General features: G+C 69.0%; 17 protein-coding genes and 1 other RNA gene. 4 read left to right on the top strand and 14 right to left on the bottom strand.

The features are described 5' to 3' along the window. The 6 genes from ACIN94_RS22605 to ftsE all read right to left on the bottom strand — a co-directional run bounded on the left by ACIN94_RS22605 (position 1) and on the right by ftsE (position 6,531). A complete protein-coding gene (locus tag ACIN94_RS22605; RefSeq protein WP_400709068.1) occupies positions 1-1,575 on the bottom strand; it encodes a serine/threonine-protein kinase in 1,575 nt (524 codons plus the stop codon). Positions 1,576-1,732: 157 nt separating this feature from the next. Further along, positions 1,733-2,117: a transfer-messenger RNA gene (gene ssrA, locus ACIN94_RS22600) on the bottom strand. A 344-nt stretch (positions 2,118-2,461) separates the two neighbouring features. Then, entirely contained in the window at positions 2,462-4,348 is a 1,887-nt protein-coding gene (locus ACIN94_RS22595; protein ID WP_400709065.1) for a penicillin-binding transpeptidase domain-containing protein, read from the bottom strand. A 2-nt stretch (positions 4,349-4,350) separates the two neighbouring features. Next, positions 4,351-4,818 carry an SsrA-binding protein SmpB gene (gene smpB, locus ACIN94_RS22590; RefSeq protein ID WP_400709062.1) on the bottom strand — a complete coding sequence of 156 codons (468 nt, stop codon included), beginning with the start codon at positions 4,816-4,818 and terminating at the stop codon, positions 4,351-4,353. A gap of 86 nt (positions 4,819-4,904) precedes the next feature. After that, the gene (gene ftsX, locus ACIN94_RS22585; RefSeq protein ID WP_400709059.1) at positions 4,905-5,810 is read right to left on the bottom strand and encodes a permease-like cell division protein FtsX; all 906 of its coding nucleotides are present in this window, start codon (positions 5,808-5,810) and stop codon (positions 4,905-4,907) included. A gap of 31 nt (positions 5,811-5,841) precedes the next feature. Next, entirely contained in the window at positions 5,842-6,531 is a 690-nt protein-coding gene (gene ftsE, locus ACIN94_RS22580) for a cell division ATP-binding protein FtsE (protein WP_012888192.1), read from the bottom strand. A 235-nt stretch (positions 6,532-6,766) separates the two neighbouring features. Between ftsE and ACIN94_RS22575 the strand changes: the two genes are divergently transcribed. Then, positions 6,767-6,958 (top strand): hypothetical protein, encoded by a 192-nt coding sequence (locus ACIN94_RS22575; protein WP_400709055.1) that lies wholly within the window; start codon positions 6,767-6,769, stop codon positions 6,956-6,958. A 159-nt stretch (positions 6,959-7,117) separates the two neighbouring features. Here ACIN94_RS22575 and prfB read toward each other — a convergent pair whose 3' ends face one another. After that, positions 7,118-8,233: a peptide chain release factor 2 gene (prfB, locus tag ACIN94_RS22570; RefSeq protein WP_400709052.1), complete on the bottom strand. Its 1,116-nt coding sequence runs from the start codon at positions 8,231-8,233 to the stop codon at positions 7,118-7,120. A 98-nt stretch (positions 8,234-8,331) separates the two neighbouring features. On the opposite strand from prfB, the gene ACIN94_RS22565 reads away from it, so the two are divergent. Further along, complete coding sequence (locus ACIN94_RS22565; RefSeq protein WP_400709049.1) at positions 8,332-9,375, top strand: hypothetical protein; 1,044 nt, start codon at positions 8,332-8,334, stop codon at positions 9,373-9,375. 143 nt (positions 9,376-9,518) lie between these two features. Here ACIN94_RS22565 and ACIN94_RS22560 read toward each other — a convergent pair whose 3' ends face one another. Then, complete coding sequence (locus ACIN94_RS22560) at positions 9,519-14,396, bottom strand: NAD-glutamate dehydrogenase (protein WP_400709046.1); 4,878 nt, start codon at positions 14,394-14,396, stop codon at positions 9,519-9,521. Positions 14,397-15,311: 915 nt separating this feature from the next. Here ACIN94_RS22560 and ACIN94_RS22555 point away from each other — a divergent pair. Beyond that, complete coding sequence (locus tag ACIN94_RS22555; protein WP_400709043.1) at positions 15,312-16,775, top strand: FAD-binding oxidoreductase; 1,464 nt, start codon at positions 15,312-15,314, stop codon at positions 16,773-16,775. Positions 16,776-16,790: 15 nt separating this feature from the next. Here ACIN94_RS22555 and ACIN94_RS22550 read toward each other — a convergent pair whose 3' ends face one another. Next, complete coding sequence (locus ACIN94_RS22550) at positions 16,791-18,767, bottom strand: acetoacetate--CoA ligase (RefSeq protein WP_400709040.1); 1,977 nt, start codon at positions 18,765-18,767, stop codon at positions 16,791-16,793. A gap of 214 nt (positions 18,768-18,981) precedes the next feature. Between ACIN94_RS22550 and ACIN94_RS22545 the strand changes: the two genes are divergently transcribed. Then, complete coding sequence (locus ACIN94_RS22545) at positions 18,982-20,397, top strand: pyridoxal phosphate-dependent decarboxylase family protein (protein WP_400709037.1); 1,416 nt, start codon at positions 18,982-18,984, stop codon at positions 20,395-20,397. 22 nt (positions 20,398-20,419) lie between these two features. Here the strand turns inward: ACIN94_RS22545 and ACIN94_RS22540 are convergent, their stop codons facing one another. From ACIN94_RS22540 to ACIN94_RS22520, 5 genes are all read right to left on the bottom strand, one after another. Beyond that, on the bottom strand, positions 20,420-21,136 hold the full coding sequence (locus tag ACIN94_RS22540; protein ID WP_400709240.1) for an HAD family hydrolase: 717 nt from the start codon (positions 21,134-21,136) through the stop codon (positions 20,420-20,422). A gap of 112 nt (positions 21,137-21,248) precedes the next feature. Next, complete coding sequence (locus tag ACIN94_RS22535) at positions 21,249-21,884, bottom strand: HAD family hydrolase (RefSeq protein WP_400709034.1); 636 nt, start codon at positions 21,882-21,884, stop codon at positions 21,249-21,251. Between the two features lie 131 nt (positions 21,885-22,015). Beyond that, entirely contained in the window at positions 22,016-22,453 is a 438-nt protein-coding gene (locus ACIN94_RS22530; RefSeq protein ID WP_400709031.1) for a DUF2690 domain-containing protein, read from the bottom strand. A 147-nt stretch (positions 22,454-22,600) separates the two neighbouring features. After that, positions 22,601-23,107 (bottom strand): DUF6912 family protein, encoded by a 507-nt coding sequence (locus ACIN94_RS22525; RefSeq protein ID WP_400709237.1) that lies wholly within the window; start codon positions 23,105-23,107, stop codon positions 22,601-22,603. A 178-nt stretch (positions 23,108-23,285) separates the two neighbouring features. Further along, positions 23,286-23,930 (bottom strand): HAD family hydrolase, encoded by a 645-nt coding sequence (locus tag ACIN94_RS22520; protein WP_400709028.1) that lies wholly within the window; start codon positions 23,928-23,930, stop codon positions 23,286-23,288. Positions 23,931-24,204 lie beyond the last annotated feature (274 nt).

Genomic DNA, 24,204 nt, shown 5'->3' with positions numbered 1-24,204 from the left:
CTACCCGCCCGCCGGGCGCAGGTCGAACGAGCCGAACCTCACCTGGATCCCGGCGTCGCCGTCCGGTGCCGCGTACAGGCCGGTCCGTCCGGGAGCATGGGGGCCGTCGTCGACGGCCTCACCGGCGAAGGCCTCGTTGACCCACATGCGCAGAGCGAGTTTCTCCCCGTCGGGACGGCATTCGGCGACGACGCGATTGTCCGCCGACTTCTTGATAGTTGCGTTTTTAGTGGGTCCGTACAGGACGGTGCCCTTCTGGCCGGCCTGCCGCTTGGTGATCGAGACCGTCCCGGAGCCGTTGACCGCGAACTCGTAGCGGTCACCACTGCCGGAATCACCCCGGCACCAGACGCCGAACTCTCCCGAGCCCCCGGTCAGGCGCGCCGAGCTGCTGATGACCACCCCCGCGTCGGGCTCGGCCGGCCCGGGAGCCGACTTCCACAGCCGCCAGCCCGGTCTCACCGTCAGGAGATAGGCCTCGCCGGCGACCTCCGCACGTCCGGCATCGGTGGACCCCACCGACCAGGAGTGATCCGCGGCGCCGAAGTCGGCGTGGAACGGCCATTCCCCGCCGGGCCTCGCCATCCCCCACCACACCGCCACCCCGGCCACCACCGTCAGAGCGGCCAGCCCGGCGAACAGCGGCACCCGCCGGACCAGCGGGGAGACCGGCGGGGAGACCGCCGGCCGGGTCTGTCCGACGGCGGCCGGAGGCTGGCCGGTCCAGGTCCGCTCGACCACCTGGGTGGCCGTCGCCGGTGTCAGGTCCCGGCCGCCGACCAGCTCGCCGAGCAGTTCCCGGGCGCTCGGCCGCGCCGCGGGATCCTTGGCCATGGCCCGCTCGACGAAGCCACGCATCCGCTCGTCCAGCCCGTCGAGGTGCGGCCCCTCGTTGACGATCCGGTAGAGGACCTCCGCGGGCGCCCCGCCGCCGAACGGCAACCGCCCGGTCCCCGCGAACACGATCACACCGCCCCAGGCGTAGATGTCGGCCGCCGGGGTGAGTTCCTCTCCACGTACCTGCTCGGGGGCCATGAACGCGGGCGTTCCCAGAATCGCCTGGCTCGCCAGGCTGTCCCCGTCGACCAGCTTCGCGATCCCGAAGTCGATCACGCGCGGGCCCAGCGGGGAGAGCAGCACGTTCGACGGCTTGAGATCCCGGTGGATCACCCCGGCCCCATGGATCGCGTTCAGCGCCACCGCGATGCCGACCGCCAGTGCCTCCAGGTCGGAGCCGGCCATCGGCCCCTGGTCCCGTACGGCACCCGCCAGATCGGGCCCCTTGACGTATTCGGTGACGAGGTAGGCCACCTCTCCGTCGAGCCCGGCGTCCAGCACGGGAGCCGTACAGAACCGGGCCACCAGCCGGGCGGCGGCGACCTCACGCTCGAAACGCCGCCGGAAGGCCGGATCGCGCGCCAGCTCCGGATTGATCACCTTCACCGCGGCCAGGCCGCCGGTCGGGGTGGTGGCGAGATGTACGGTGCCCATGCCGCCGCGCCCGAGCACGCGCCGGAGCGCGTAGCCGCCGATCACCTGCGAATCGCCTGGTGCGGCCCGTTCCGAAGGATTCATCGGGATTAGCCTAGCTTTTCGGCGTTCCGTCCACTTTCCGATGCTCCGCCCGGTAAGGGGATTTTCGCCCAGACAGAGATCAAGGGCGGCCGGATCGGCGACTTCGCCGACCGACCGCCCTTCGACGATCTGTTCCGCACGTTCGGATGCGGAACGGGGGTGGAGGTGGCGGGAATCGAACCCGCGTCCTTCGACTCCAAGACAGGGCTTCTCCGGGCACAGCCTGCTCTGCTTTTCTCAGCCCCGGCGATCACGCAGGCAAGACGCCGACGGGCTCAGCCACTGTCTGATTTCCCGATCTTCCCCGTGGCCGGGTCGATCGGTTGAGCCTCCTAGCGATGCCGGATCCGGGCCGGAGGCGCTCCCGGGCCGGCAGAAGTCACTCGCTGCTTAGGCGGCGAGTGCCAGGTTGCCCTGGCTGACTTCGGAGTGCGTCTTATTGGCACTTGTTGGTCGCGGTCACAGTGTTAACGAGGTTATGTCCGCAGTCCTCGACCCGCTTCCCCTGACTTGCAAAGCCAAAGTCGAAACCAGTCACCCCCCTGTTGAGTTGTCAACCCGGTCCCGTGGGACCGAGCTATCCGAAGATACCTGTTACAACACCGGTAACGCCAACTGAATTCCGCTCCGGCGAGCCTCCGGAGGTCGCGGGAGGTCCTGTGGAGCGGGCGCCGCCGAAGCCCCGGGAGCGCGGCGTCGTCGCACACGCCCCCGGGGCCGACCGGCAGGGTCGAGCCGGTCCGGACGGCCAAGGCCTCCCCCGAGACAGAGCCCTGATCTCATCGCGGCGACTGAGCCCGCAACCCCCGAGCGGAACTCAGTCATCTGGAAAGACGCAGACGAGACAGACAATGGTTGCTCGGAGTGAGGAGAACATTCCACTGAGCTACAGTCCGGCGTGCAACCCCTTGAAGAAGCGTCCGGCGATGGCCGCCCCCGCGGTGGAGTCGGAACTCTGCGCCAGCACCGCCACCGCCACGTCCTCCTGCCAGCCGACGAACCAGGCCATCGACTTGCGCCCCTGTGTAGCCGAGGCGGTGATGCCGTAGACCGGGTCGCCCGCCGCCGCGGCCGAACGTGCCGAGCCCGAGGTCACGCCGGCGCGCATGAGCCTCTTGAGGGTGCTGACCGTCTTCTCGTCGATCTCGATCGGGTCCGGCATCTTCGGCGGCGGGGCCTCGGCCGTGGGGTCCAACGTCTTCGGTTCGGTGACCAGGACGGGCGGGCGCCAGGTCCCCGAGGCGACCGCCCCGGCGACCAGAGCCATGGAGAGCGGGCTGACCAGGACGTTCTGCCCGGCGATGGCCTTGGCCTTGGCGGCGTCGTTTTTCAGCGGGCTCACCCTGCCGCTGAATGCCTTCAACGGCAGGGTCCACGGTGCGCCGATGCCGAACTTGGCGGCGCTGGCCATCAGCTCCGCACCGTCGATCCTGCGGGCCAGCGAGGCCAGCGCGGTCACGCATCCGGTCGCGAAGGTGCCCTGGAGGCTCAGCGCGCCCCCTGCGGGGACTACGGTCTGATGGAACTGGGCACCGCCGACGGTCCGGTCGGCCGGGCAGGCGAGCTTCTGCTTGAAACTCACCTTGGCCTTGAGCAGGGCCTCGACGGACATGATCGAAAAGATGCTCCCCGCGTGGAACTTCCCGGCGAGCGCCTGCCTCTCCTGGTTGTACTCCTTCGTGGTACTGATGGCCCGCACCTCACCGGTCGAGGCCTGGACCGCCACCAGCATGGCGGGCACGCCGTCGCCGAGCAACGCGGTGTCGGCGGCCTGCTGGATGGCGCGGTCGAGGGTGGTGCGCACCTCGGAGTTGGAGCGGCTGGGGGACCATCTGCGCAGCTCGGCGACCTTTTTCGACGACTTGACATCCAGGGTGATCACGCGAGTCTCGGTCGAGCCCGTGAGGTATTCCTGGTAGGCCTTCTGCAGACCGCTACGGCCGACCGTGTCTCCGGCCCGCTGCGGGCCGCCGAGCTGCTGCTCGCTCTCCGGGGTGACGGCGGTGACGGAGCCCACGATCTGGGCGGGCGACTCGGGATCGATCAGCAGCGGCTCGGGGGAGACGTTGATGCCAGGGATGGCCTCAAGCTGCGCGCGGAGCTGGGCGTACTTGGCGCGGCCGAAGGTGACCAGCGGCACCTGGGCGTTGGGGATCGCCGAGCGGATCTTGCTGAGCAGACGGTCCTGCGGGAATCCGGTGATCTTGGAGAGCTGCCGGCAGACCGCGACATCGTCCTTCAGCATGGACGGGATGACGTTCGCCACGTACAGCGTGGCCGGCTGCTGGAGCGGGTCACCGGTGCGGTCGAGAATCGGCCTGCGCCCGTAGGGCTTGACGTCCACGGCGAACCGCTCACCCTCGTGCAGCTGGGGGTGGATCACACTGGGCGACCAGTGCACCTTCCACTGACCGCCCACCAGGCGGAGCGGGAGCTTGCCGGCGTAGGTCCAGAGGGGGTTGTTCTCCCCGAGGTCGACCTCGGCCTCGAAATCGGCCTCGGTCTGTTCCCCCTCGCCCCGGATCCCCTTGAGCCTGAAGCGGAACGAGGCCGCGTCAAGGTGGATCTTGGCGTCTTCCAGGGCCTGACGGACCACCTTCTGATCCCCGTCGGTGCGCCGGGCGGCCATGGTGTAGTCGCCCGTCTGCCAGCCGACCAGGAAGTCACGCACCGCCTCGTGGGCCGATGGCTCCTCGAAACACGCGGACAGCATGGGGGCCGTCACCGCCAGCGTGAGCACCGCGGCAACGGTCCGCCGAGCCTTCCCCGTCACAATTACCTGTTCCTGTACCTCAGCGAGCGGGCCATCTCACGCTTGGCCTGATTCTCGGCCAGCGTCTGCCGCTTGTCCCAGTCCTTCTTGCCCTTCGCGAGGCCAATCTCGATCTTGGCCTTGCCGTCCTTGAAGTAGATCGCGAGCGGCACCAGGGTGAGGCCGCCCTCCTTGGTCTTGGAGACCAGCTTGTCGATCTCCTTACGGTGCAGCAGCAGCTTGCGGGTGCGCCGCGCCGCGTGGTTCGTCCAGGTCCCCATGGTGTATTCGGGGATGTGGACGTTGATCAGCCAGGCCTCGCCGTCCTTGATCACCGCGTAGCCGTCGACGAGGGAGGCGCGGCCAAGACGCAGCGACTTGACCTCGGTGCCCTGCAGCACGAGACCAGCTTCGTAGGTGTCCTCGATGTGGTAGTCGTGCCAGGCACGCTTGTTCTGGGCGATGACCTTCCGCCCGGTCTCACGTGGCATGCCCTTGAGCCTACCGGGGTCCGGAGCGGCGGATCGCGCCCGAGCGCGGAGAGCGCCCGGACGCGCGAGCCATGAGCACGGCCGCGTCACACCCGCAGGTAGCGGCGGAGCGTGACGAACGAGGTGAAGACACAGATGACCACACCAATGATCATCGTGAAGGTGATCACCGTGGCCACGGTCTCCCAGGTGAGCTGGCTGTTGGCCAGGTAGGCCTGCACCTTGTCGAAGAGGAACACCTTGCTGATGATCAGCAGCACCGCCGCCACCACACCACCGAGGAGGCCGGCGATGACCCCCTCCATCACGAACGGGAGCTGGATGTAGAGGTTGGAGGCCCCGACCAGCCGCATGATGCCGGTCTCACGCCTGCGGTTGTAGGCCGACAGCCGGACCGTGTTGCCGATCAGCAGTGCGGCGGCGAAGACCAGGATGATCGCGACCACCAGGGCGGCCCAGCGGAGACTCTCCAGCAGCCCGAAGAACTTCTCCAGGATCGCCTTCTGGTTCACCACGTTGGAGACCCCGGGGGCACCCTTGAGCGCCTGGATCACCGACTCGTAGGTGTCGGGTTCCTTGAGCTTGACCCGGAACGACTCCGGCATGTCCTCCACCTGGATGGCGGAGAGCATCACGGTGTTACTGGCGTTCTGCGCGCGGAAGTTCTTGTAGGCCTCGGCCGCGTTCTCGAACTCCACGGCCTGGACCTGCGGCATGCCCTCGATCTGTGCCCTGAGCGCGGCCTGCTTCTCGGCGTTGAGGGCGCTGCTGCCCTTGCACTGCGGGAAGGCGTCGTTCTTCTTGCACAGGAAGACCGAGACCTCGACCTTGTCCGACCAGAAGTCCTTCATGGTGGAGATCTGAGAGTTGATCATCAGACCCACTCCCAGCAGCGCCATGCCGATGGCCACGGTCACGATGACCGCGACGGTCATCGTGAGGTTACGGCGGAGGCCAATCCAGACCTCGGAGAAGATGAAGTTTGCCCGCATGCTCTTCCTGTCGCTGTCTCTGGTCCTGGGCTCAGTACGCCTGGCCGTACACGCCACGCGACTGGTCTCGGACGATCTTTCCGTCCTCCAGTTCCACTACGCGCTTGCGCATGGAGTCGACGATGGCCGCGTCGTGCGTGGCCATGACGACGGTGGTGCCGGTCCGGTTGATCCGGTCGAGCACCTTCATGATGCCGATGCTCGTCGCCGGGTCGATGTTGCCGGTCGGCTCGTCGGCAAGCAGGATCATAGGCCGGTTGACGAAGGCGCGGGCCATCGCGACCCGCTGCTGCTCACCACCGGACAGCTCGTCGGGCATCCGGTGGGCCTTGCCCTCCAGGCCGACGAGCTCGACGACCTCGGGCACGACCTTGCGGATGAACCGGCGGGGCTTGCCGATGACCTCCAGGGCGAACGCGACGTTCTCGTACACGTTCTTGTTCGGCAGGAGCCGGAAGTCCTGGAAGACGCAGCCGATCCGGCGGCGCAGGTGCGGGATCTTGAAATTGGACAGTCGGGCGAGATCCTTGCCGGCCACGTGGATCGCTCCCGAGTTGGGGCGCTCCTCCTTCAGGACCAGACGGAGAAAGGTCGACTTTCCCGAGCCTGAAGGGCCGACGAGGAACACGAACTCGCCCTTGTCGACATCGACGCTGACGTGGTCCAACGCGGGCCGGTTCTGGTTCGCGTAGACCTTGGTGACATTATCAAAATGGATCACGGGCGCATCACGGCATGCCAGTCTAGGGGGTAGGACGGTCGCGGGAGGGGCAGAGGTCCACTTCCGCCTCTCGCCGGCCGGGGGGCGCCGGTCTTTACTTACGATCGACGTTCCGGTTGGCCGGAGCCCAGTCTAGGGGGAAGACTGGCATGGAAAGTCCATAACGGAAACAAAACGATTCGGCGCCTGGTAATGACCGCATAAAGTAGTTCTGACCTCGGAGAGGGAGGACATCATGAGCTGTGAAGACCTCGTCTGCGCGGGGTGCGCCCACCCTGTCGCAGAGGGCCGCTGCCCTCTGTGCCGTGCCAACCGCGAGCGGATGCACCATCACGGACTGGGCGGGATAACGCCCGCGCTCATCGCTCTGGCGCTGATCGCACTTTTCTTCCTGACCCTCGCACTGAGGCACCTCGCGGGCGCCTGAAAACCATCCGATGGCACCTCACGGGCGTCTGAAAAACGCCCGGCGGCACCTCACCGGCGGCCCGAAACGGCCCCACGTCTGAAAGTTCTTCAGAGAGCGCCCCAGGGCGTCCGAGGCACGCTCACGCACCTCTCACGTACCCCGGGGTGCCACGCGTCACTACTCGACGCCCGACTCCTGACGGCGGGTCCACCGGATCTCCGACTCGATGAACTCGTCGAGATCACCGTCGAGCACCGCACTCGGGTTACCCGCCTCGGTCCCGGTCCGCAGATCCTTGACGATCTGGTAGGGGTGCAGCACGTAGTTGCGGATCTGGGTGCCCCATGAGGTGGTGGCCTCACCACGGATCTCGTTCAGCGCCGCAGCCTCCTCCTGCCGCTTGCGCTCCAGCAGCTTGGACTGCAGGACCGCCATCGCGGTCGCCCTGTTCTGCAGCTGCGAACGCTCGTTCTGGCAGGAGACCACGATGCCGGTGGGCAGGTGGGTCAGGCGGACCGCGGAGTCGGTGGTGTTGACACCCTGGCCGCCGGGACCGGAGGACCGGTAGACGTCGACCCGCAGATCGTCCTCGTTGATGTCGATGTGGTCGGTCGTCTCGACGACCGGCACGACGTCGACACCGGCGAAGGATGTCTGGCGGCGCCCCTGGTTGTCGAACGGGCTGATGCGGACCAGCCGGTGCGTGCCGTGCTCGCCGCGGAGCGTGCCGTAGGCGTAGGGCGCCTTCACGGTGAAGGTCGTCGACTTGATCCCGGCCTCCTCCGCGTAGGAGGTCTCGTAGACCTCCGTCGGATAGCCCTTGCGCTCGGCCCACCGCAGGTACATCCGCTGGAGCATCTGCGCCCAGTCGGCGGCGTCCACGCCACCGGCCTGGGACTGGATCGTGACGACCGCCTCGCGGCCGTCGTACTCACCCGAGAGCAGGGTGCGGACCTCAAGGGCGCCGATGTCGCTCTTCAGGGACTCCAGCTCGCGGTCCGCCTCCTCACGGGTGTCCTCGTCGTCCTCGGCGGCGGCGAGCTCGTACAGGACGGACAGGTCCGCGAGGCGCTGCCCCAGGGACTCGATCCTGTTGATCTCGCCCTGCAGGGAGGAGAGCTTGCTGGTGACCTTCTGGGCCCGCTCCTGGTCGTTCCACAGGTCAGGCGCGGCGGCCTGCTCACCGAGCTCTTCGAGCTGCTTGCGTATCGCGTCGACGTCGAGCACGTCCTGAATACTGTTCAGCGTGCCGGTAAGCTCGGTGATCTCTTCTGCCGGGTCGATGAGTGCCACGTCTGTAAAGGGTACGCGACCGCCGAACCCCGTTGGGTACGGTACGGACCCGCCCCATGGCTAGCATGGGCGCGGGGGGAGTGCATCAGGAGGCGGGCGTGCGGGGACGTGGTCGGCGGAGTCTGCTCGTGCTCGTCCTGTCTCTGGTGACCATGACCTCGGCGTGCTCGGGCTCCGGCGGCGGCGCGACGAGACAGGCCGCTCCGGTCACCGGTTCCTCCCCGGCCCCCGTCGCCCTGTCGGAGCCCCCGGTCACACTCGCGGAGGCGCGGAAGGCACTGGCGGGCATCCTGGGCGCGGAGGAGGTGCTGAGCCGCGCCGCACCTCACCAGGACGCCGACGTCAGGAACATCCTGGAGCAGACCCGCGACGGGCAGCAGGCCCTCGCGCTGGCCGCCCTGAACGGCCCGGCGGACGCGCTCCCCCACTACACCTGGGGCAGGCCGCAGCTGCTGGTCCCCCGGACGCAGAGCAGTCCTTTCTGGTTCGGCGCGATCGTGAACCGCCGGAACGGGAAGGGTGACACGCGCACCGCCGTACTGACTTTGATCAAATATGGCGAGGAGAGGTGGTACCTCAGCTCCGCCTCGCTGCTGGAGGCGGGGGCACAGGCCCCGGAGATCGCCAAGGACCCGCAGGGCTACGCCACCGCGCTGGGCTCCGAGGACACGACCATCGCGATCAGCCCGCGGCTCATGGCGCCGCTCCACGCGACCTCCGCGGAGGAGGGCACCGGGGGGTTCACCGCAGGGCTCATCGCAAAGGGCTCGCGCACCACCGGCTACGCCGACGAGATCGCGGCTAATCGGATGGACTACCGGGCGAAGGAATGCCTGGACTATGACTCGATCTTCGCTGCGAGCAGCGAGCCGGTGCACGCGCTGCGCACCACCGACGGCGGGGCGATGGTCATTTACTCGCTGATCAGGACCACCACGCTGACCACCAAGATCCAGCCCTGCGCGACGGTGATCGTGGTGCCGCCGGAGATCCGGAGACTGGCCGGGGCGAGCTACGCCCAGAAGGAACTGCGCACCGTCGAGATGCAGCAGTACGTGAGCACCGTCCCACCCGGGAACAGCCACCAGCCGGCCAGAATCATCGGCTACCTGGGCGGCACGACCAGGGTGTCCGTCTCCTGAGAGCGGCTCGGAAAAGGAGCACGGACACCAGGCCCGGATGGACGGGAATACCGGCGAGCCGGCCCGGACAGCGGTCCAGGCGGTCCACGACGTGAATGCCCGCCGTTGACCTGGGCCCGGAGGCCCAGGTCAACGGCGGCCGGTCAGGCCTCGCTGGGCGGCAGGTTGGTGGCGGCCACCAGCGTACGGATCGCGCGCAACGCCACCGACAGCGTGGCGAGGTCGAAATTGTCGCTCTCCCAGATCTCCGACAGGGTCAGCCGGGCCCGTGCCCTGGCCGCCGAGTTGGCCTCCGCCCAGCGTGCCAGGCGCTCCTCGGGCGACAGTCCCGGCGTGCTGTGCATCATGACGTCACGGGTGAGCGTGGCGTGCGCGGCGTAGAGGTCGTCACGGAGCGCGGCCCGGGCCATGGAGTTCCACCGGTTGTCCCTGGGCAGCGCGATGACGCGCTCGCGGAGCCCGGAGAGCTGGAGCCGGTCGGCCAGATCGAAGTAGACCTCGGCCACCTCGCTCACCGGCCTGCCGGTGTAGGAGGCCACCTCCACCAGGTCGAACGTGGAGTAGGCCGGGACCATCCCGGCGACCCGCTCGGCCAGGTCGGTGGGCACGCCCCGGGCGATGAAACCGTCCCGCCGTTCCTCGAACGCCACCAGGTCGGAGCCGGTCAGCAGATTGGGCATGTCCACCAGCAGCCCGTTCATGCCCTTGGTGAAGAGGCTCACCGTGGAGGCCAGGTCCAGCGGCGCGCGGCGGTTACCGAGCAGCCAGCGGGTACCGCGCTCGGCCAGCTTGCGGGCCTCCAGCTCCATTGCGATCTGGGTTGAGGTGTCCACCTTGTTGTCCAGTTCCTCGACCTGCCGCCAGAAGCTGGGCAGGTCGAAGACCTCTCGGGTGACGAGGTAGGCGCGGGCGATGTCCGGGGCGGACGCGCCGCTCTCCTCACCGAGCCGGAACAGGAAGGTGGTCCCGCTGGAGTTGACCAGGTCGTTCACCACACCGGTGGTGATGATCTCCCGGCGGAGCGGGTGGACGTCCATGTAGTCGCGGAAGCGCTCGCGCAGCGCCGTCGGGAAGTAGGACACCATCCAGGACGCCAGGTAGGGGTCGTCGGGCAGGTCGGAGCTGAGGATCTCCGAGTCCGCCACCAGCTTGGTGTAGGCCAGCAGCACCGAGAACTCCGGCGCGGTCAGCCCGAGCCCGGCCTGGCGCCGCTCGGCGAGCGCCTTGTCCGACGGCAGGAACTCCAGCTCCCGGTTGACCAGCCCGGCCCGCTCCAGCCTGCGGAGCTGGCGCGCGTGGACGTGCAGCATCTCGGGGGCCTGCGCGCGGGCGGCGGTCAGCACCACGTTCTGGTCGTAGTTGTCCCGCAGGACGAGCTGTGCGACCTCGTCGGTCATGTTGAGGAAGAGCTGGTTACGCTGCTTCTCGGTGAGCTCGCCGTCGCGGACCGCCCGGTCCAGCAGGACCTTGATGTTCACCTCGTGGTCGGAGGTGTCCACACCCGCGGAGTTGTCGATGAAGTCGGTGTTGACGAGGCCGCCGTTGAGTGCGAACTCGATCCGGGCGAGCTGGGTGAAGCCCAGGTTGCCGCCCTCGCCGATCACCTTGCAGCGCAGATCTGCGGCGTTGACGCGCAGGCCGTCGTTGGCCTTGTCGCCGACGTCGGCGTTCGACTCGCTCGACGCCTTGACGTAGGTGCCGATGCCGCCGTTCCACAGCAGGTCGACCGGGGCCCGCAGGATGGCGCTGATCAGGTCGTTGGGGGCCATCGAGGTCACCCCGTCGGTGAGGCCGAGCACGGTGCGCATCTGTGGGGACACCGGGATCGACTTGGCCGTCCGCGGCCAGACGCCGCCGCCCTGGGCGATGAGCGAGGCGTCGTAGTCGGCCCAGGAGCTGCGGGGCAGCGCGAACAGCCGGGCGCGCTCGGTGTGGCTGCGCGCGGCGTCCGGGTTCGGGTCGATGAAGATGTGCCGGTGGTCGAAGGCGGCGACCAGCCGGATGTGCTGGGAGAGCAGCATGCCGTTGCCGAACACGTCACCGGACATGTCGCCGATACCGGCCACGGTGAAGTCGGTGGTCTGGATGTCCACGCCGACCGTGCGGAAGTGGTACTTGACCGACTCCCAGGCGCCGCGGGCAGTGATGCCCATGCCCTTGTGGTCGTAGCCGACCGAGCCGCCGGAGGCGAAGGCGTCGCCCAGCCAGAAGCCGTACTGCCTGGCCACGTCGTTGGCGATGTCGGAGAACGTCGCGGTGCCCTTGTCGGCGGCGACCACCAGGTAGGTGTCGTCCTCGTCATGCCTGACCACGTCGGCGGGCGGGACCACCTGACCGTCGACGAGGTTGTCGGTGATGTCCAGCAGGCCGGAGATGAAGATCCGGTAGCAGGCGACGCCCTCGGCGAGCACGTCCTCCCGCACGCCCGACTTCGGCGGATTTTTCACGACGAAGCCACCCTTGGAACCGGTGGGGACGATGACGGTGTTCTTCACCATCTGCGCCTTCACCAGCCCGAGCACCTCCGTACGGAAGTCCTCCATCCGGTCCGACCAGCGCAGGCCGCCTCGCGCGACCTTGCCGTACCGCAGGTGCACACCCTCGGCCCGGGGCGAGTAGACGAAGACCTCGAACATCGGGCGGGGCAGCGGCAGCACGCTGATCGACGGCGAGTCGAACTTCAGGCTGATGTACGGCTTGCGCTCGCCGTCCACCGTCTGGAAGTAGTTCGTCCGCAGCGTCGCGTTGATCATCTCCAGGTAGGCCCGCAGGATCCGGTCCTCGTCCAGAGAGGCCACGTCGTCCAGGGCGCCGAGAATCTCCTCCCGCATCGCCTCCTGCAGCTCCGAGCGGATCTCCTCCGAGCGCCGGGGGTCGAACCTGGCCTCGAACAGCCGCACCAGCAGCCGCGCGAGCCGTACGTTGCCGAGCAGCACCCGCTCGATGTAGTCCTGGCTGAACGTGGTGCCGGCCTGACGCAGATACTTGGCGTAGGCCCGCAGGATCTCGGCCTCCTCCCAGGTCAGTCCGGCGGCCAGGACGAGCCCGTTGAACCCGTCGCTCTCCACCCGGCCGCTCCAGAGCGCGCCGAACGCGTCCTGGAACAGCCGCTTGAACTCGTCCCTGTCCACCTCCGCCGAGGGGGTGTAACGCAGGCCGAAGTCGTAGATCCAGGCTTCCTGGATCTCCGGGTCGTGGTCGCGGTTGATCTCGTACGGCCGCTCGTCGACCACCTCGACACCCATCCGCTGGAGCAGCGGCAGTACGTGCGACAGCGAGATGGGCGCACCGATCCGGTAGAGCTTGAACCGGCGCTCGCCCTCCACGGCCTCGTACGGCTCGTAGAGGTTCATCCCGATCTCGTCGGGCGAGCCGTCGATCAGCTCCAGGCGGCGCAGGTCGGCGACCGCCATCCGGGCCGGGAAGTCGGCCTTGTAGCCCTCGGGGAACGCCGAGGCGTACCGGCGGAGGAGCCTGGGCGTCTCCTCCTCGGAGCTCAGCTCGGTGATGGCGGCGGCCAGGTCGTCGTCCCAGGACCGGGTGGCGTCGGCCAGCTTGCCCTCCAGCTCCTCCATGTCGACCGCGGCGGGGTTCAGCGGCCTGCCCCGCTCGCCGCGCACGACCACGTGCAGCCGGGCGAGAACCGACTCTCCGATCATCGCGCTGTAGTCCAGGGAGGTGCCGCCGACCGCCTTGAGCAGGATCTCCTGCATCTTGACGCGGATCTTGGTGGTGTAACGGTCACGCGGCAGGTAGACCAGGTACGAGACGTAGCGGCCGTAATCATCCGGGCGCAGGAAGACCTTGACCTGCTTGCGCTCGCGGAGCCTGAGCACGCCGAGCGCGATCGGCAGGAGCTGCTCCACCGAGGTCTGGAAGAGCTCGTCCCTGGGGAAGGTCTCCAGTATCTCAATGAGGTCCTTGCCGTCATGGCTGTCGGCGGGCAGCCCGGCCAGATCGAGGACCTCGTCAAGCTTGCGCCGGAGCACCGGGATGCGGGAGATCGACTCGCTGTAGGCGACGTGGGTGAACAGTCCGAGGAAACGCCGCTCACCGACGACCTCGCCCTCGGCGTCGAAGAGCTTGACGCCCACGTAGTCCAGGTAGGTCGGGCGGTACACGGTGGCGCGGGTGTTGGCCTTGGTGACGATCAGCATCTGCTGCTTCTCACGGGCCTTGGCACGCAGCTCGGGAGAGAGCGCGGCGAAGCTCTCGGAACCCGCCTTGTCGTGGCGGAGGATTCCCAGACCGGTCCCGGGCACCGGGCGCAGCGCGGCGCCCTCCTCGCCCTCCTCCAGGCGGTACTCACGGTAGCCGAGGAAGGTGAAGTGCCCGTCGGCCAGCCAGCGCATCAGCTCCAGGCTGTCCTCGACGCCCGCCAGGTCCAGCGGCGGCGGGTTGACCGACACGTCCTCCGCGGTCCGCAGGGCGAGAGCCCGCATCTTGACGGAGTCCTCGACGGCGTAGCGCACGTCCCCCAGGACCCGTTGGAGATCGGCTTCGAGCTCCCTGAGCGTGGCGGAGTCGGTCTGCCGGTCGATCTCGAAGTGCATCCAGGACTCCTCGAGCATCTGCCCGGTGACGTCATCCCGGTCCCCGTGGAGCAGCCTGCCGGTCATGTCCCTGCGCACCCGCATCTGGGGGTGGACAACGAGCTGGATGCCGATCTGGTGCCTGTCGAGCTCCATCGTCACCGAGTCGACCAGGAAGGACATGTCGTCGGTGACCACCTCGATGACCGAGCACCCGGGGTCCCAGCCGTGCTCCTCCAGAGTCGGCGTGTACGCCCGCAGCAGGGCGCGGCCCTGGGGACGGTTCTCCGCGAGCTGCCGCTGAGCCATGGCCGGGCCGTACACGTCGACCGGGTTGCGGTGCAGCAGGTCCTCTGGCGCGACATGCCGGTAGTAGAGCCGGAGATAGGCGAGCGCCTCCTCAACACCCAGGTGTTCGCCGCCCGGTGTGTGCGCGCACATCTCGGCGGCACTCCTGAGCAGCTCGTCCTTCGCCTCGTCGAGCGGCATGTCGCTCTCACTCCTTTGTGAGGGGATTTTGCATGTTGGTAAGGACCTAGGACCCAGTCCGTAGTTCCCATAGAAGGGGGGGATGATGCGGACGCGCGCGCCCTGGGAGACGCGGCATCCCCGTCGAGCCACACGCACCCGGCTCCGTTCCGATCCACGGCTCGGGCGCATGACGTGTCCGCCACGGGGCGGCTGTCTCGTCATGGGTGAGCCGGTTCCCGGCCGGTCGCCACGGATCGTCGTGGGACCCGCGGTGCCCGGCCCCTGTCAGCGGAGAGCCGGAGGTCTCCTGGTCGGAGACGGCGGACCCTCGCCGGGAGAGGGCGGTGGGATCAGCATCGCACGTGGTGGGCTCGGAAGAGCGATGACGCCGCCGTACGGTTCCGGTCTCACCGGCGCCCCTCGGGCGGTCCGCACAGCTCACGTCACTCCGCTCGCCGGGCATGGCCCGTGGCACGACACCTCCAGCGGCTACCTGCATCGATCCCCGTTGACCGAAACGTGCCGCCGTCCTTGATATCACCCGAAAATACGTAAAACGTCAACGTGGCAGCTCTCTCGCCGTCGGAGCCGTCGGAACGGTCCCGATCGGCGACGCCTGAGGGGCAGGACGCCTCATCCGGCTCCGGGAACAGGGATTCCCTCCTCCTTCCCAATCGTAGGGGGCCACGGCGGGTGTGTCCGGAGACTTACGTGTCCTGCGCGGCTCCATCACCACCCGGTAAGGCCCGTCCGGGCCGTTCCCGGCGGCCGGCGGCGTGCAGACGTCCGCCCCCTCCGGCCACGGCGCGGACCGCGTGGGACCAGGGCCGTCACACCCACGCTCCCCCTGCGAAGTAATGCGAATGTGACCAACCAGACGGGCCGCGCGGCCGTCTCAACGGGCAGGAAGACGGAAATCTCGGGGAGACGATCATGCGGCCCGCTCCGGACAGGCGGACATTCCTTCGGATCGGCGGCATGGCCGCCCTGACCCTGGGAGCCCGACCGCCCGCTGTCGCCGTCCCCTCCCGGTCGGACTGGAACGCCCTGGCGGCAGGGCTGGACGGCGGGCTCGTCCGCCCCGGCGACGCCACCTACGACGCCGCCCGCCGCCTGTTCCATCCCGCCTTCGACACGGTACGGCCCGCGGGCGTGGCCTACTGCGCCAACCCCTCCGACGTGGCCGAGTGCGTCGGCTTCGCCCGCCGGATGAACGTGCCGCTGGCCGTACGGTCGGGTGGCCACTCCTACGCCGGATGGTCCACCGGGACCGGCCTGGTCGTCGACGTCTCCCGGATGAACAAGGTCAGCCACGCGTCCGGCCGGGCGACCGTCGGGGCCGGCGCCAAGCTCGTCGACGTCTACGACCGGCTGGGCGCGAGCGGGGTCAGCATCCCTGCGGGGAGCTGTCCCACGGTGGGGGTGAGCGGGCTGGCGCTGGGCGGCGGGATCGGCGTGGTGTCCAGGAAGTACGGCCTGACCTGCGACGTGATGGAGTCCGTCCAGCTCGTCACGGCCGACGGCCGGCTGCTGACCTGCGACGCCGACCACAACTCCGACCTCTACTGGGCCTCGCGCGGCGGGGGCGGCGGCAACCTCGGCGTGGCGGTCTCCTTCGGCTTCCGGACCCACCCCATCCGCGAGGTCACGGTGTTCTTCCTGCGCTGGCCGTGGGCGAAGGCCGCCAAGGCGGTCCGGGCGTGGCAGGCGTGGGCGCCCTCCGCCCCCGACGAGCTCTGGTCCACGATGCACCTGAGCCGCGACGGCGGGATGGACGTCCAGATCGTCGGCCTCTACCTGGGGGGCAGTGCGGACTGCGAGCGGTTACTGGACCGGCTGCCCGACCGGATCGGCCCGCTCTCCTCCAGTTCCATCCGGCAGACCTCCTACCGCCAGGCCATGATGATCATGGCGGGCTGCTCCACGCTGTCGGTCTCCCAGTGCCACCGGGGCGGTTCCCTGCCCGGCCAGACCCGCGACGGCAGGCTGCCGCGCGACGTCTTCACGGCCAAGTCGCACATGGCCTACCGGCCGCTGTCGGAGGCCGGCGCCACGGCGCTGGTCGCCGAGGTCAGCCGGCCGGGCAGCCACACCGTGCTGCTGGACGCCCTCGGCGGTGCCGTCGGCCGGATCAGCCCGGACGCCACCGCCTTCCCGCACCGGGCCGCCCTCTACAGCGTGCAGTACTACGCCCACCGCGCCGGAGCGGCGGCCTGGGCCAGGGCCGCGCACGCCCGGATGCGCCCCCACTTCGGCGACCACGCCTACGTGAACTACATCGACGCGGAGCTCGGCGGCTGGCGCGCGGCCTACTACGGCGCGAACGCCGACCGGCTCGCCCGTGTCAAGGCCGCCCACGACCCCGGCCGCCTCTTCCGCCTCCCCCAGGGGATCTGAACACGGGCCCCCACCTCACTCCGTCAGCGGAGCGAAGTGGGACAGCACCTCGGGGTTGGCCATGGAATCGAGGTTGGCGGCCTTCTCCGGGGGGACGCCGAGGAGGATCTTACGGATCGGGACCTCCAGCTTCTTGCCGCTGAGGGTGCGCGGGATCCCGGGGACCTCGATGATCTCGTTCGGCACATGCCGGGGGGACAGCCCCTCCCTGAGGGCGCGCCGCAGGTCTGTGATCAGCTCATCGGACAGGACGGCGCCCTCGGCCATGGTGACGTAGAGCAGCAGGCGCCCGTCCTGGCCGAGCTGGCCGGTGTCGATGACCAGACTGTCGGCGATCTCGTCGAAGCGCTCCACCACGCGGTAGAACTCGCTGGTGCCCATCCGCACTCCGCCCCGGTTGAGGGTGGAGTCGGAGCGGCCATAGATGACGGAGCCGCCGTCAGGGAGGATCTTGATCCAGTCGCCGTGCCGCCAGACGCCGGGGTAGTCGGCGAAGTAGCTCTCCCGGTATCTCGCCCCGTCGGGGTCGTTCCAGAACATGACCGGCATCGACGGCATCGGCGCGGTGAGCACCAGCTCGCCGACCTCGCCGACCACCGGCGTGCCCGACGGGTCGAAGGACTCGACCCTGGCCCCCAGGCAGCGGCACGGGATGACGCCCGCGCGGACCGGGAGCAGCGGGACCGCGCCGACGAAGCCGGTGCAGACGTCGGTACCACCGGAGAACGAGCCGAGCTGAACCTCCGGCAGCGCGTCGTGCACCCAGGTGAACCCCTCGGGGGGCAGCGGCGAGCCGGTGGAGCCGAGGCCGCGCAGCGCCGTGAGCCCGGAGGGCCGCAGGCCCGCCTTCATGGAGGCGATGAGGTACGGCGCACCGGTGCCGAAGTAGGTGACCTTCTCCTCGGCCGCCAGCCGCCACAGCACGTCGGTCCCCGGATGGGTGGCCGACCCGTCGTAGAGGATCACCGTCGCGCCGACCAGCAGGCCGCCGATGAGGTAGTTCCACATCATCCAGCCGGTCGTGGTGTACCAGAAGAACACATCCTCCTCGCCCAGGTCCTGGTGGAAGGAGAGCGCCTTGAGGTGCTCCAGCACTATGCCGCCGTGGCCGTGCACGATCGGCTTGGGCAGCCCGGTGGTGCCGGAGGAGTAGACGATCCAGAGCGGGTGGCCGAAGGGCACCGGCTCGAAGGCCAGCGGCCCGGTCTCGTCCCGCAGCTCCGCCCAGCTCAGGGTACGGCCGCCGCTCTCGGACGGGGTCTGCCCCGCGTCCGGTACGCCGGAAGCGGCGGGTGCGCCACCGGTGCCCCGGGAGGTGGCCATCCACACCTGCGCGACGAGGGTCGGCAGCTTCGCGGCGATGTCCCGGACGACCTCGGTACGGTCGAACCGCTTGCCGTTGTAGTCGTAGCCGTCCACCGCGATGAGCACCTTCGGCTCGATCTGGGTGAAGCGGTCGATCACGCTGGGTGCGCCGAAGTCCGGGGAGCAGGAGGACCAGATGGCGCCCAGGGAGGCGGTGGCGAGGAAGGCGACCAGCGTTTCGGGCACGTTCGGCGCGTACGCCGCGACCCGGTCCCCCCTGCCGACGCCCAGCCCGGCCAGGCCCGTGCGGACCCGCGCGACCTCCTCGGCCAGCTCGCCCAGGGTGAGCGTCCGCCGCCCGCCCGTCTCGTCGCGGAAGACCACCGCGGGCCGGTCGGGGTCGGAGGCGGCCCGGCGCAGCGCGTTGGCCGCGTAGTTCAGTGTCGATCCGGTGAACCATTCGGCGCCGGGCATCGTTCCTGAGATGACGGGCCCGTCACCACGCTCTCCCACGACACCGAAGTAGTCCCACAAGGACGTCCAGAACTCGGCCGGGGCGTCCACCGACCACTGCCACAGGGACCCGTAGTCACCGGAGCGGCCGAGCCACTCCATGTAGCGGGACACCTTGGCGTTCTTCACGACCTCCGGGGTGGGTTCCCAGAGCAGCGCACCTTCCTCAACCATGGCCCCATCCTCTCGGTGGCTGACCGGAATGTCATCCCCCGGATATCCATATCCTCCGGCCGGATGGTGTGGATCGGCCACGTATCCACTCCACGGCGACCCTCACCGCGGGCACACCGTCGCGTCGGCGCCGTGGCGACTCCGGCCCCGGCACCGTCGAAAGGTACTGGTGGATCAGCGGTCCGATGTGGTCTGCTGAAGGATGAGTGATCCTTTGAACGAACGCGACGAGGCCACTGCCGCGCTGGACATGGTGGCCAAGGCCGCCGGGCCGTACCTCGACTCGCTTGACGACCGTCCTGTTCACGACCACGCGGCCGACGAGATGCTCGACCTGCTCGACGGCACGCTCTCCGAGCACGGCGAGGGCACCCTCGACAGCGTCGAACGGCTGCTGCACGTCGGCACCGAGGCGGCGACGCACTCCTCGGGACCGCGTTTCTTCCACTTCATCGTCGGCGGATCGACCCCGGCGGCCCAGGCGGGCGACTGGGTGACCTCACTGCTGGACCAGGCCGCGGGCCTCTGGCTGACCTCGCCGCTCGCCACCCGGGCGGAGACCGTCGTGCTGCGGTGGCTGAAGGACCTGTTCGGGCTGCCGCAGTCCTACGGCGGCGTGCTGACCCCGAGCGCGACCTTCGCCAACCTCACCGGACTGGCGTGTGCGCGGCAGTGGTGGGGCGAGCGTCACGGCGCCGACGTGACGGCCGACGGGCTCGCCGGGCTGCCGCGGATGCCCGTGCTGGCCGGAGGCTACATCCACCCGAGCAGCCGCAAGGCGCTGCTGATGCTCGGCTGTGGCCGGGACAGCGTCCAGGTCTTCGCCCGGGACAGGGCCGGGCGGGTCGACCTGGAGGCCATGGACCGGGAGCTCGGACGGATCGACGGCCCCGCGGTGATCGTCGGGAACGCGGGCGAGGTGAACACCGGGGACTTCGACCCCATCGGCGACCTGGCCGACCTGGCCGGACGGCACGGCGCCTGGCTGCACGTGGACGGAGCCTTCGGGCTGTTCGCGGCGGTCTCACCCCGGCTGTCACACCTGGTCGAGGGGGTGGAGCGGGCGCACTCGGTGACCGCGGACGGGCACAAGTGGCTCAACGTCCCCTATGAGAGCGGATTCGCGTTCGTCCGCGACCCGGAGCTCATGGGCCGGACCTTCGGCCCATGGGGCGCGGCGTACCTTCCCGCCGAAAACGACCCGCACGTCAACTACAACTGCCTGGGCCCGGAGTCCTCCCGGCGGGCGCGGGCGCTGCCCATCTGGGCGACCCTGCGGGCGTACGGCAGGCAGGGCCACCGGGAGATGGTCGAGCGCCACCACGACCTGGCCCTGCGGCTGGGCGGGATCGTCGAGGAAGCTCCCGACCTGGAGCTGCTCGCTCCGGTACGGCTCTGTGTGGTCTGCTTCCGCTACCGGCCTCCGGGCGTTCCGGAGGAGGAGCTGAACGCGCTGAACGCGTGGATCGGCGAGGAACTGCTCGCCGACGGCCGGGTCTACGCCGGGACCACCACCTACCGGGGCATGACCGCCCTGCGACCGGCCATCGTCAACTGGCGCACGACCGAGGCCGACATCGATCTCCTGGTCTCGGTCGTCCAGGAGATCGCCGCCCGCCGTACGGGGTGACCGTACGGCGTCCCGGGGAGGTCTAGCGGGCTCTGCGGGCGGGCGAGGTGAGCCCGGCCACGGCGGCGACGACCTCCGACGGGTTGGACAGGTCGGGCAGGACCACGTCCGCTCCCGCCTCGTGGAGTTCGGCGGGGAGGGAGCGGCCGGTGGCGACCGCGATCATCGCGGCCCCGGCGATCCTGGCGGCCTGGACGTCCCTGGCCGAGTCGCCGATCATCACGGTGTTGCCGCCGTCGAAGGTCCCGCCGTACTTCTTCCTGGCCCTGCCCTGCGCGACCTGGAGCAGGGTGGCCTTGGGGTAGACCTCCTCGCCGTAACCGCCGACCTCGAAGTCCACGTGCCTGTCCAGGCCGAAGGCGGCCAGCTTGTGCACGGCGTTGCTCTTGATCGTGCCGGTGAGCACCGACTGGACCACACCGTCGAGTTTCGCCACGGCCTTCAGCGCGTCCGCCGCCCCGGGCATCATCCGGCCGTCCTTGGCCAGGCGCTTACGCCGGGCGCCGAAGGCCGCGGCCAGCGCGTCCAGGAACTTCGGGAGGTGGGCGTCCTCGGCGACGATCCCGTTGAGGGCGAGCATCTCGAAGACGATCTCCGAATCCGGGCGGCCGTTGTGCTGGGTCAGCTTGACCAGGGGCCGGCCGGTGACCTGCTGGAAGGCCTCCGCATACGCGTCGCGGGCGACGATGGAGACGTCGACCAGGGTGAGATCGACGTTCCAGAGAACGAGGCGGCTAATCGTGGGCCTCCCGGAATGGGTGCGGATGCCCAGAGTACGGCCATTGCCGCACCCTGGCTGCTACCAATACCGAAACCATCCGTTTCGGGGCAATCGATCCAGGCCGAATGATTCAGGCGTAGTCGATGGCGTCGGCGAGGGTGTCCACGACCGGGACGCCGAACGCCTGCAGGTCCGCCCGGCTGGTCATGCCGCCGGTGTAGAGCACGGCCCGCGCCCCGACGTGCTGGGCGGCGTGCGCGTCGTCCACACTGTCACCGATCACCAGCACGTCGGCGGGATCCACGCCCAGCGCGGCGAGATGGGCCACCATCGAGTCGGCCTTGTGCCCGCCGGGCGCACTGCGCAGCCCGTCGATCCGGGTGAAGTGCCGGTCGATGCCGAACTCGGCGACCTTGGGCCCCAGCCGCTCGTGCGCCCACATCGACAGCAGCGACTGCTTGCCGCCCTCCCGCTCCCAGCTCGCAAGGGTGGAGGCCGCGTCCGCCGCGAGCCCGCACTCCAGCATCAGCCGGTGGTAGTGCTCGTGGAAGCCGAGGTCCAGCCTCTCCCACTCGCCGTCGTGGAGCGCACGGCCGAGCATGCGCTCATAGGCCGCCCAGATCGGGCGCGTGTACACCGCCCGGAATCCGTCGACATCGTAGGAGCCAAGCCCGTAGGGCTCGAACACAACGTTCGTCGCCTCGACCACGGCGTCGATGTCGTGGAAGAGCGTGCCGTTCCAGTCCCAAATAATATGCTTTTTCATATCAACCCAAGAGTAGCCACCCGGCGTGACACTTCTCCGCCGTGTACGGCGGCCGCGGGTGCCGAACGCGGAACCCGCGGCCGATCAGGGCGATCGACCGCGGGCTCGCACTCACCATGCTTCAGAGACGATCAGCCGCAGGCCTTGGTGGTGGTACCGCTCCCGTTCTGCCCACCACCACCGGAACCCCACTGGACGCTGACCGAACCCCACGCGCAGACACCAGGGGCGTACATCATGTTGCCCCAGTGACGGCCGCCGTTGCCCTCCTTGAAGGTGAACGAGTCCGACCCACGGTCGGTGTAGAGGTTGATCGTCCCCCGCGCGCTGGTGGCGGTCGAGATCTCGGTCCAGTTGGTCTGGCAGGCGCTCGACCACATGAGCTTGACCGTCCCGACCTTCCCGTCGAGCGGGCTGTTGATCGAGGCCGTCCTCACCGCGCTGGCCGTGTTGCCACAGCCCGTGCTGTAGGGGTCCTTGTGGTCGTAGGTGTGCGCGTTCACCGGCGACGCCGCGAACAGGGCCAAGCCGACTGCGGCCACCGCGGTCGCGGTTACCCGAATCTTCACTAGCACCAGCTCCTTCTCGTCATACGAACCCACCGATACGAGTCAGCGAAGATCATAACCACAATTAATCGGAAAAATTATGGAAATAACCAACTTTTCGGTCAGCTCGTAATCCGCACGTCAGCCCCTGGGCCGCCGCGCGAGAGGTCAGTTGAGCAGGTCGGGAATCTCCTGGGTGGCATACCACAGGAGTTCGTTGGCCTCGGCGCCGTCCACGACGAACTGGGCGTCGTCGTCACCGCGGTCGGCCGCCGGCAGCGCGGCGATCGCGGCCTCGACGTCCGCCGTCGCGGACACGTCGTCCACATGGACCGCGGCGATCTTCGCCAGCGGAACCGCCCCCGCGAGCCGCACCCGGGCGCGCTCCTCCGGCTCGGCACCCGCGCTCACGCTGTCGTCCGGCACCTCGGCGGCGATCACCACCCGGCAGGCGGCCGCCTCCGTCCCATCGGCGCGGTCGGCGGCCAGCATCCGCAGGGACGCCCTGGCAGCCTCGGTCAGGGCGACGTACTCCAGTTCCTCGGTGTCACCCGAGACGTACCACTCGATCAACGCGGGGGTCACCGCGTAACCGGTCAGCGGGGCCGGGCCAAGCTCCCCCAGGGCGACCACACGGGTCAGCGTGGGGAGCGTGCACGGCAGGTAGACGCGCATCCATGCCTCGATCTGTCTCTCCGGCGTCGGCACCCCGTTCGACGCCGATCACCCATCGAGTGTGCCAGCCCCGGCGACCTGGTCGCGAGGTACGGTGCGCCGGGCGGAGCGGCGAGCCGGTCCTGGGTGCCGCGGAGGCGGCCCGCCGAGCACGGGTCTCCGGGCCGCGGCGTGACCGTCAACGGAGCGGCACGCTGAGGAGACTCTCCAGCTCGGCGATGGTCAGCTCGGGGTCCCGGTGGTGCACCCCCACGATGCCGAGCGCGCGGGCAGCCGTGATGTTGGCCTCGATGTCGTCGACGAACACGCACTCCTGCCCGGTCAGGCCGACCCTGCCGAGCGCGTGCTCGAAGATCCTCACCTCCGGCTTGCGCATGCCGATCTCCCCCGAGATGACGACCTCGTCGAAGAACTCGTCCCAGCCCTCACGGGGATACTCGTTGGCCCACGAGTTGGAGAGCAGGCAGGTCCGCAGCCCGGCGGCCCGTGCCTGGCGGAGCATGTCGTACATCGGCTCGACCCGCTGGAAACCGGCGAACATCCTGGACAGGAGTCCTTCGGCGACCGGTGACACGCCGTCCGTCGTGACCAGCCTGGCAGCCAGGTCCCGCTCGAACTCCAGCCCGGAGATCTCGCCCCGCTCCAGCGCGTGGATCGCGTTCTCACCGGTCTCAGAGCCCTCGTAGGCGTGCAGGATCAGCTCGCGCATCACGTCGCGGTAGTGGGTGGCGTCGATCCGGTCGACGACGATCCACTCGGCGATCGCCTCGGACAGACCCGTGGTGAGTACGCCGCCCCAGTCGATCAGCACGCCCTTGAACATTCCGCCTCCCTGTCCGGAAACCGGCTCCAGGGTAGACGCAACCGGCGAGCGAGACGGAGAGCGGGGGTGGCCGACCGGTCCCCATAGATCCCGCGTCCGGCACGTGACCGGTGGTTTCCGCCCCCATGTCTGGTTCAAAGGGCTGGATCATGTTTCAGGATTGCGGTTCGAGGAAGGCTTAAGAAGGTGGCCCTAAAGCCAGATAATCGCACGTGAAAGGTGTCATCAGCCTTCCGCGGGCGCCACTTGAACCGATCGCTCGACTCCTTCTGAG

Source organism: Streptosporangium sp. NPDC087985, from assembly GCF_044741965.1.
In the GTDB taxonomy this organism is placed as follows: domain Bacteria; phylum Actinomycetota; class Actinomycetes; order Streptosporangiales; family Streptosporangiaceae; genus Streptosporangium.
Note: the sequence above shows the minus strand (reverse complement) of the source record. Positions and strands in the feature narration are given on the sequence as shown.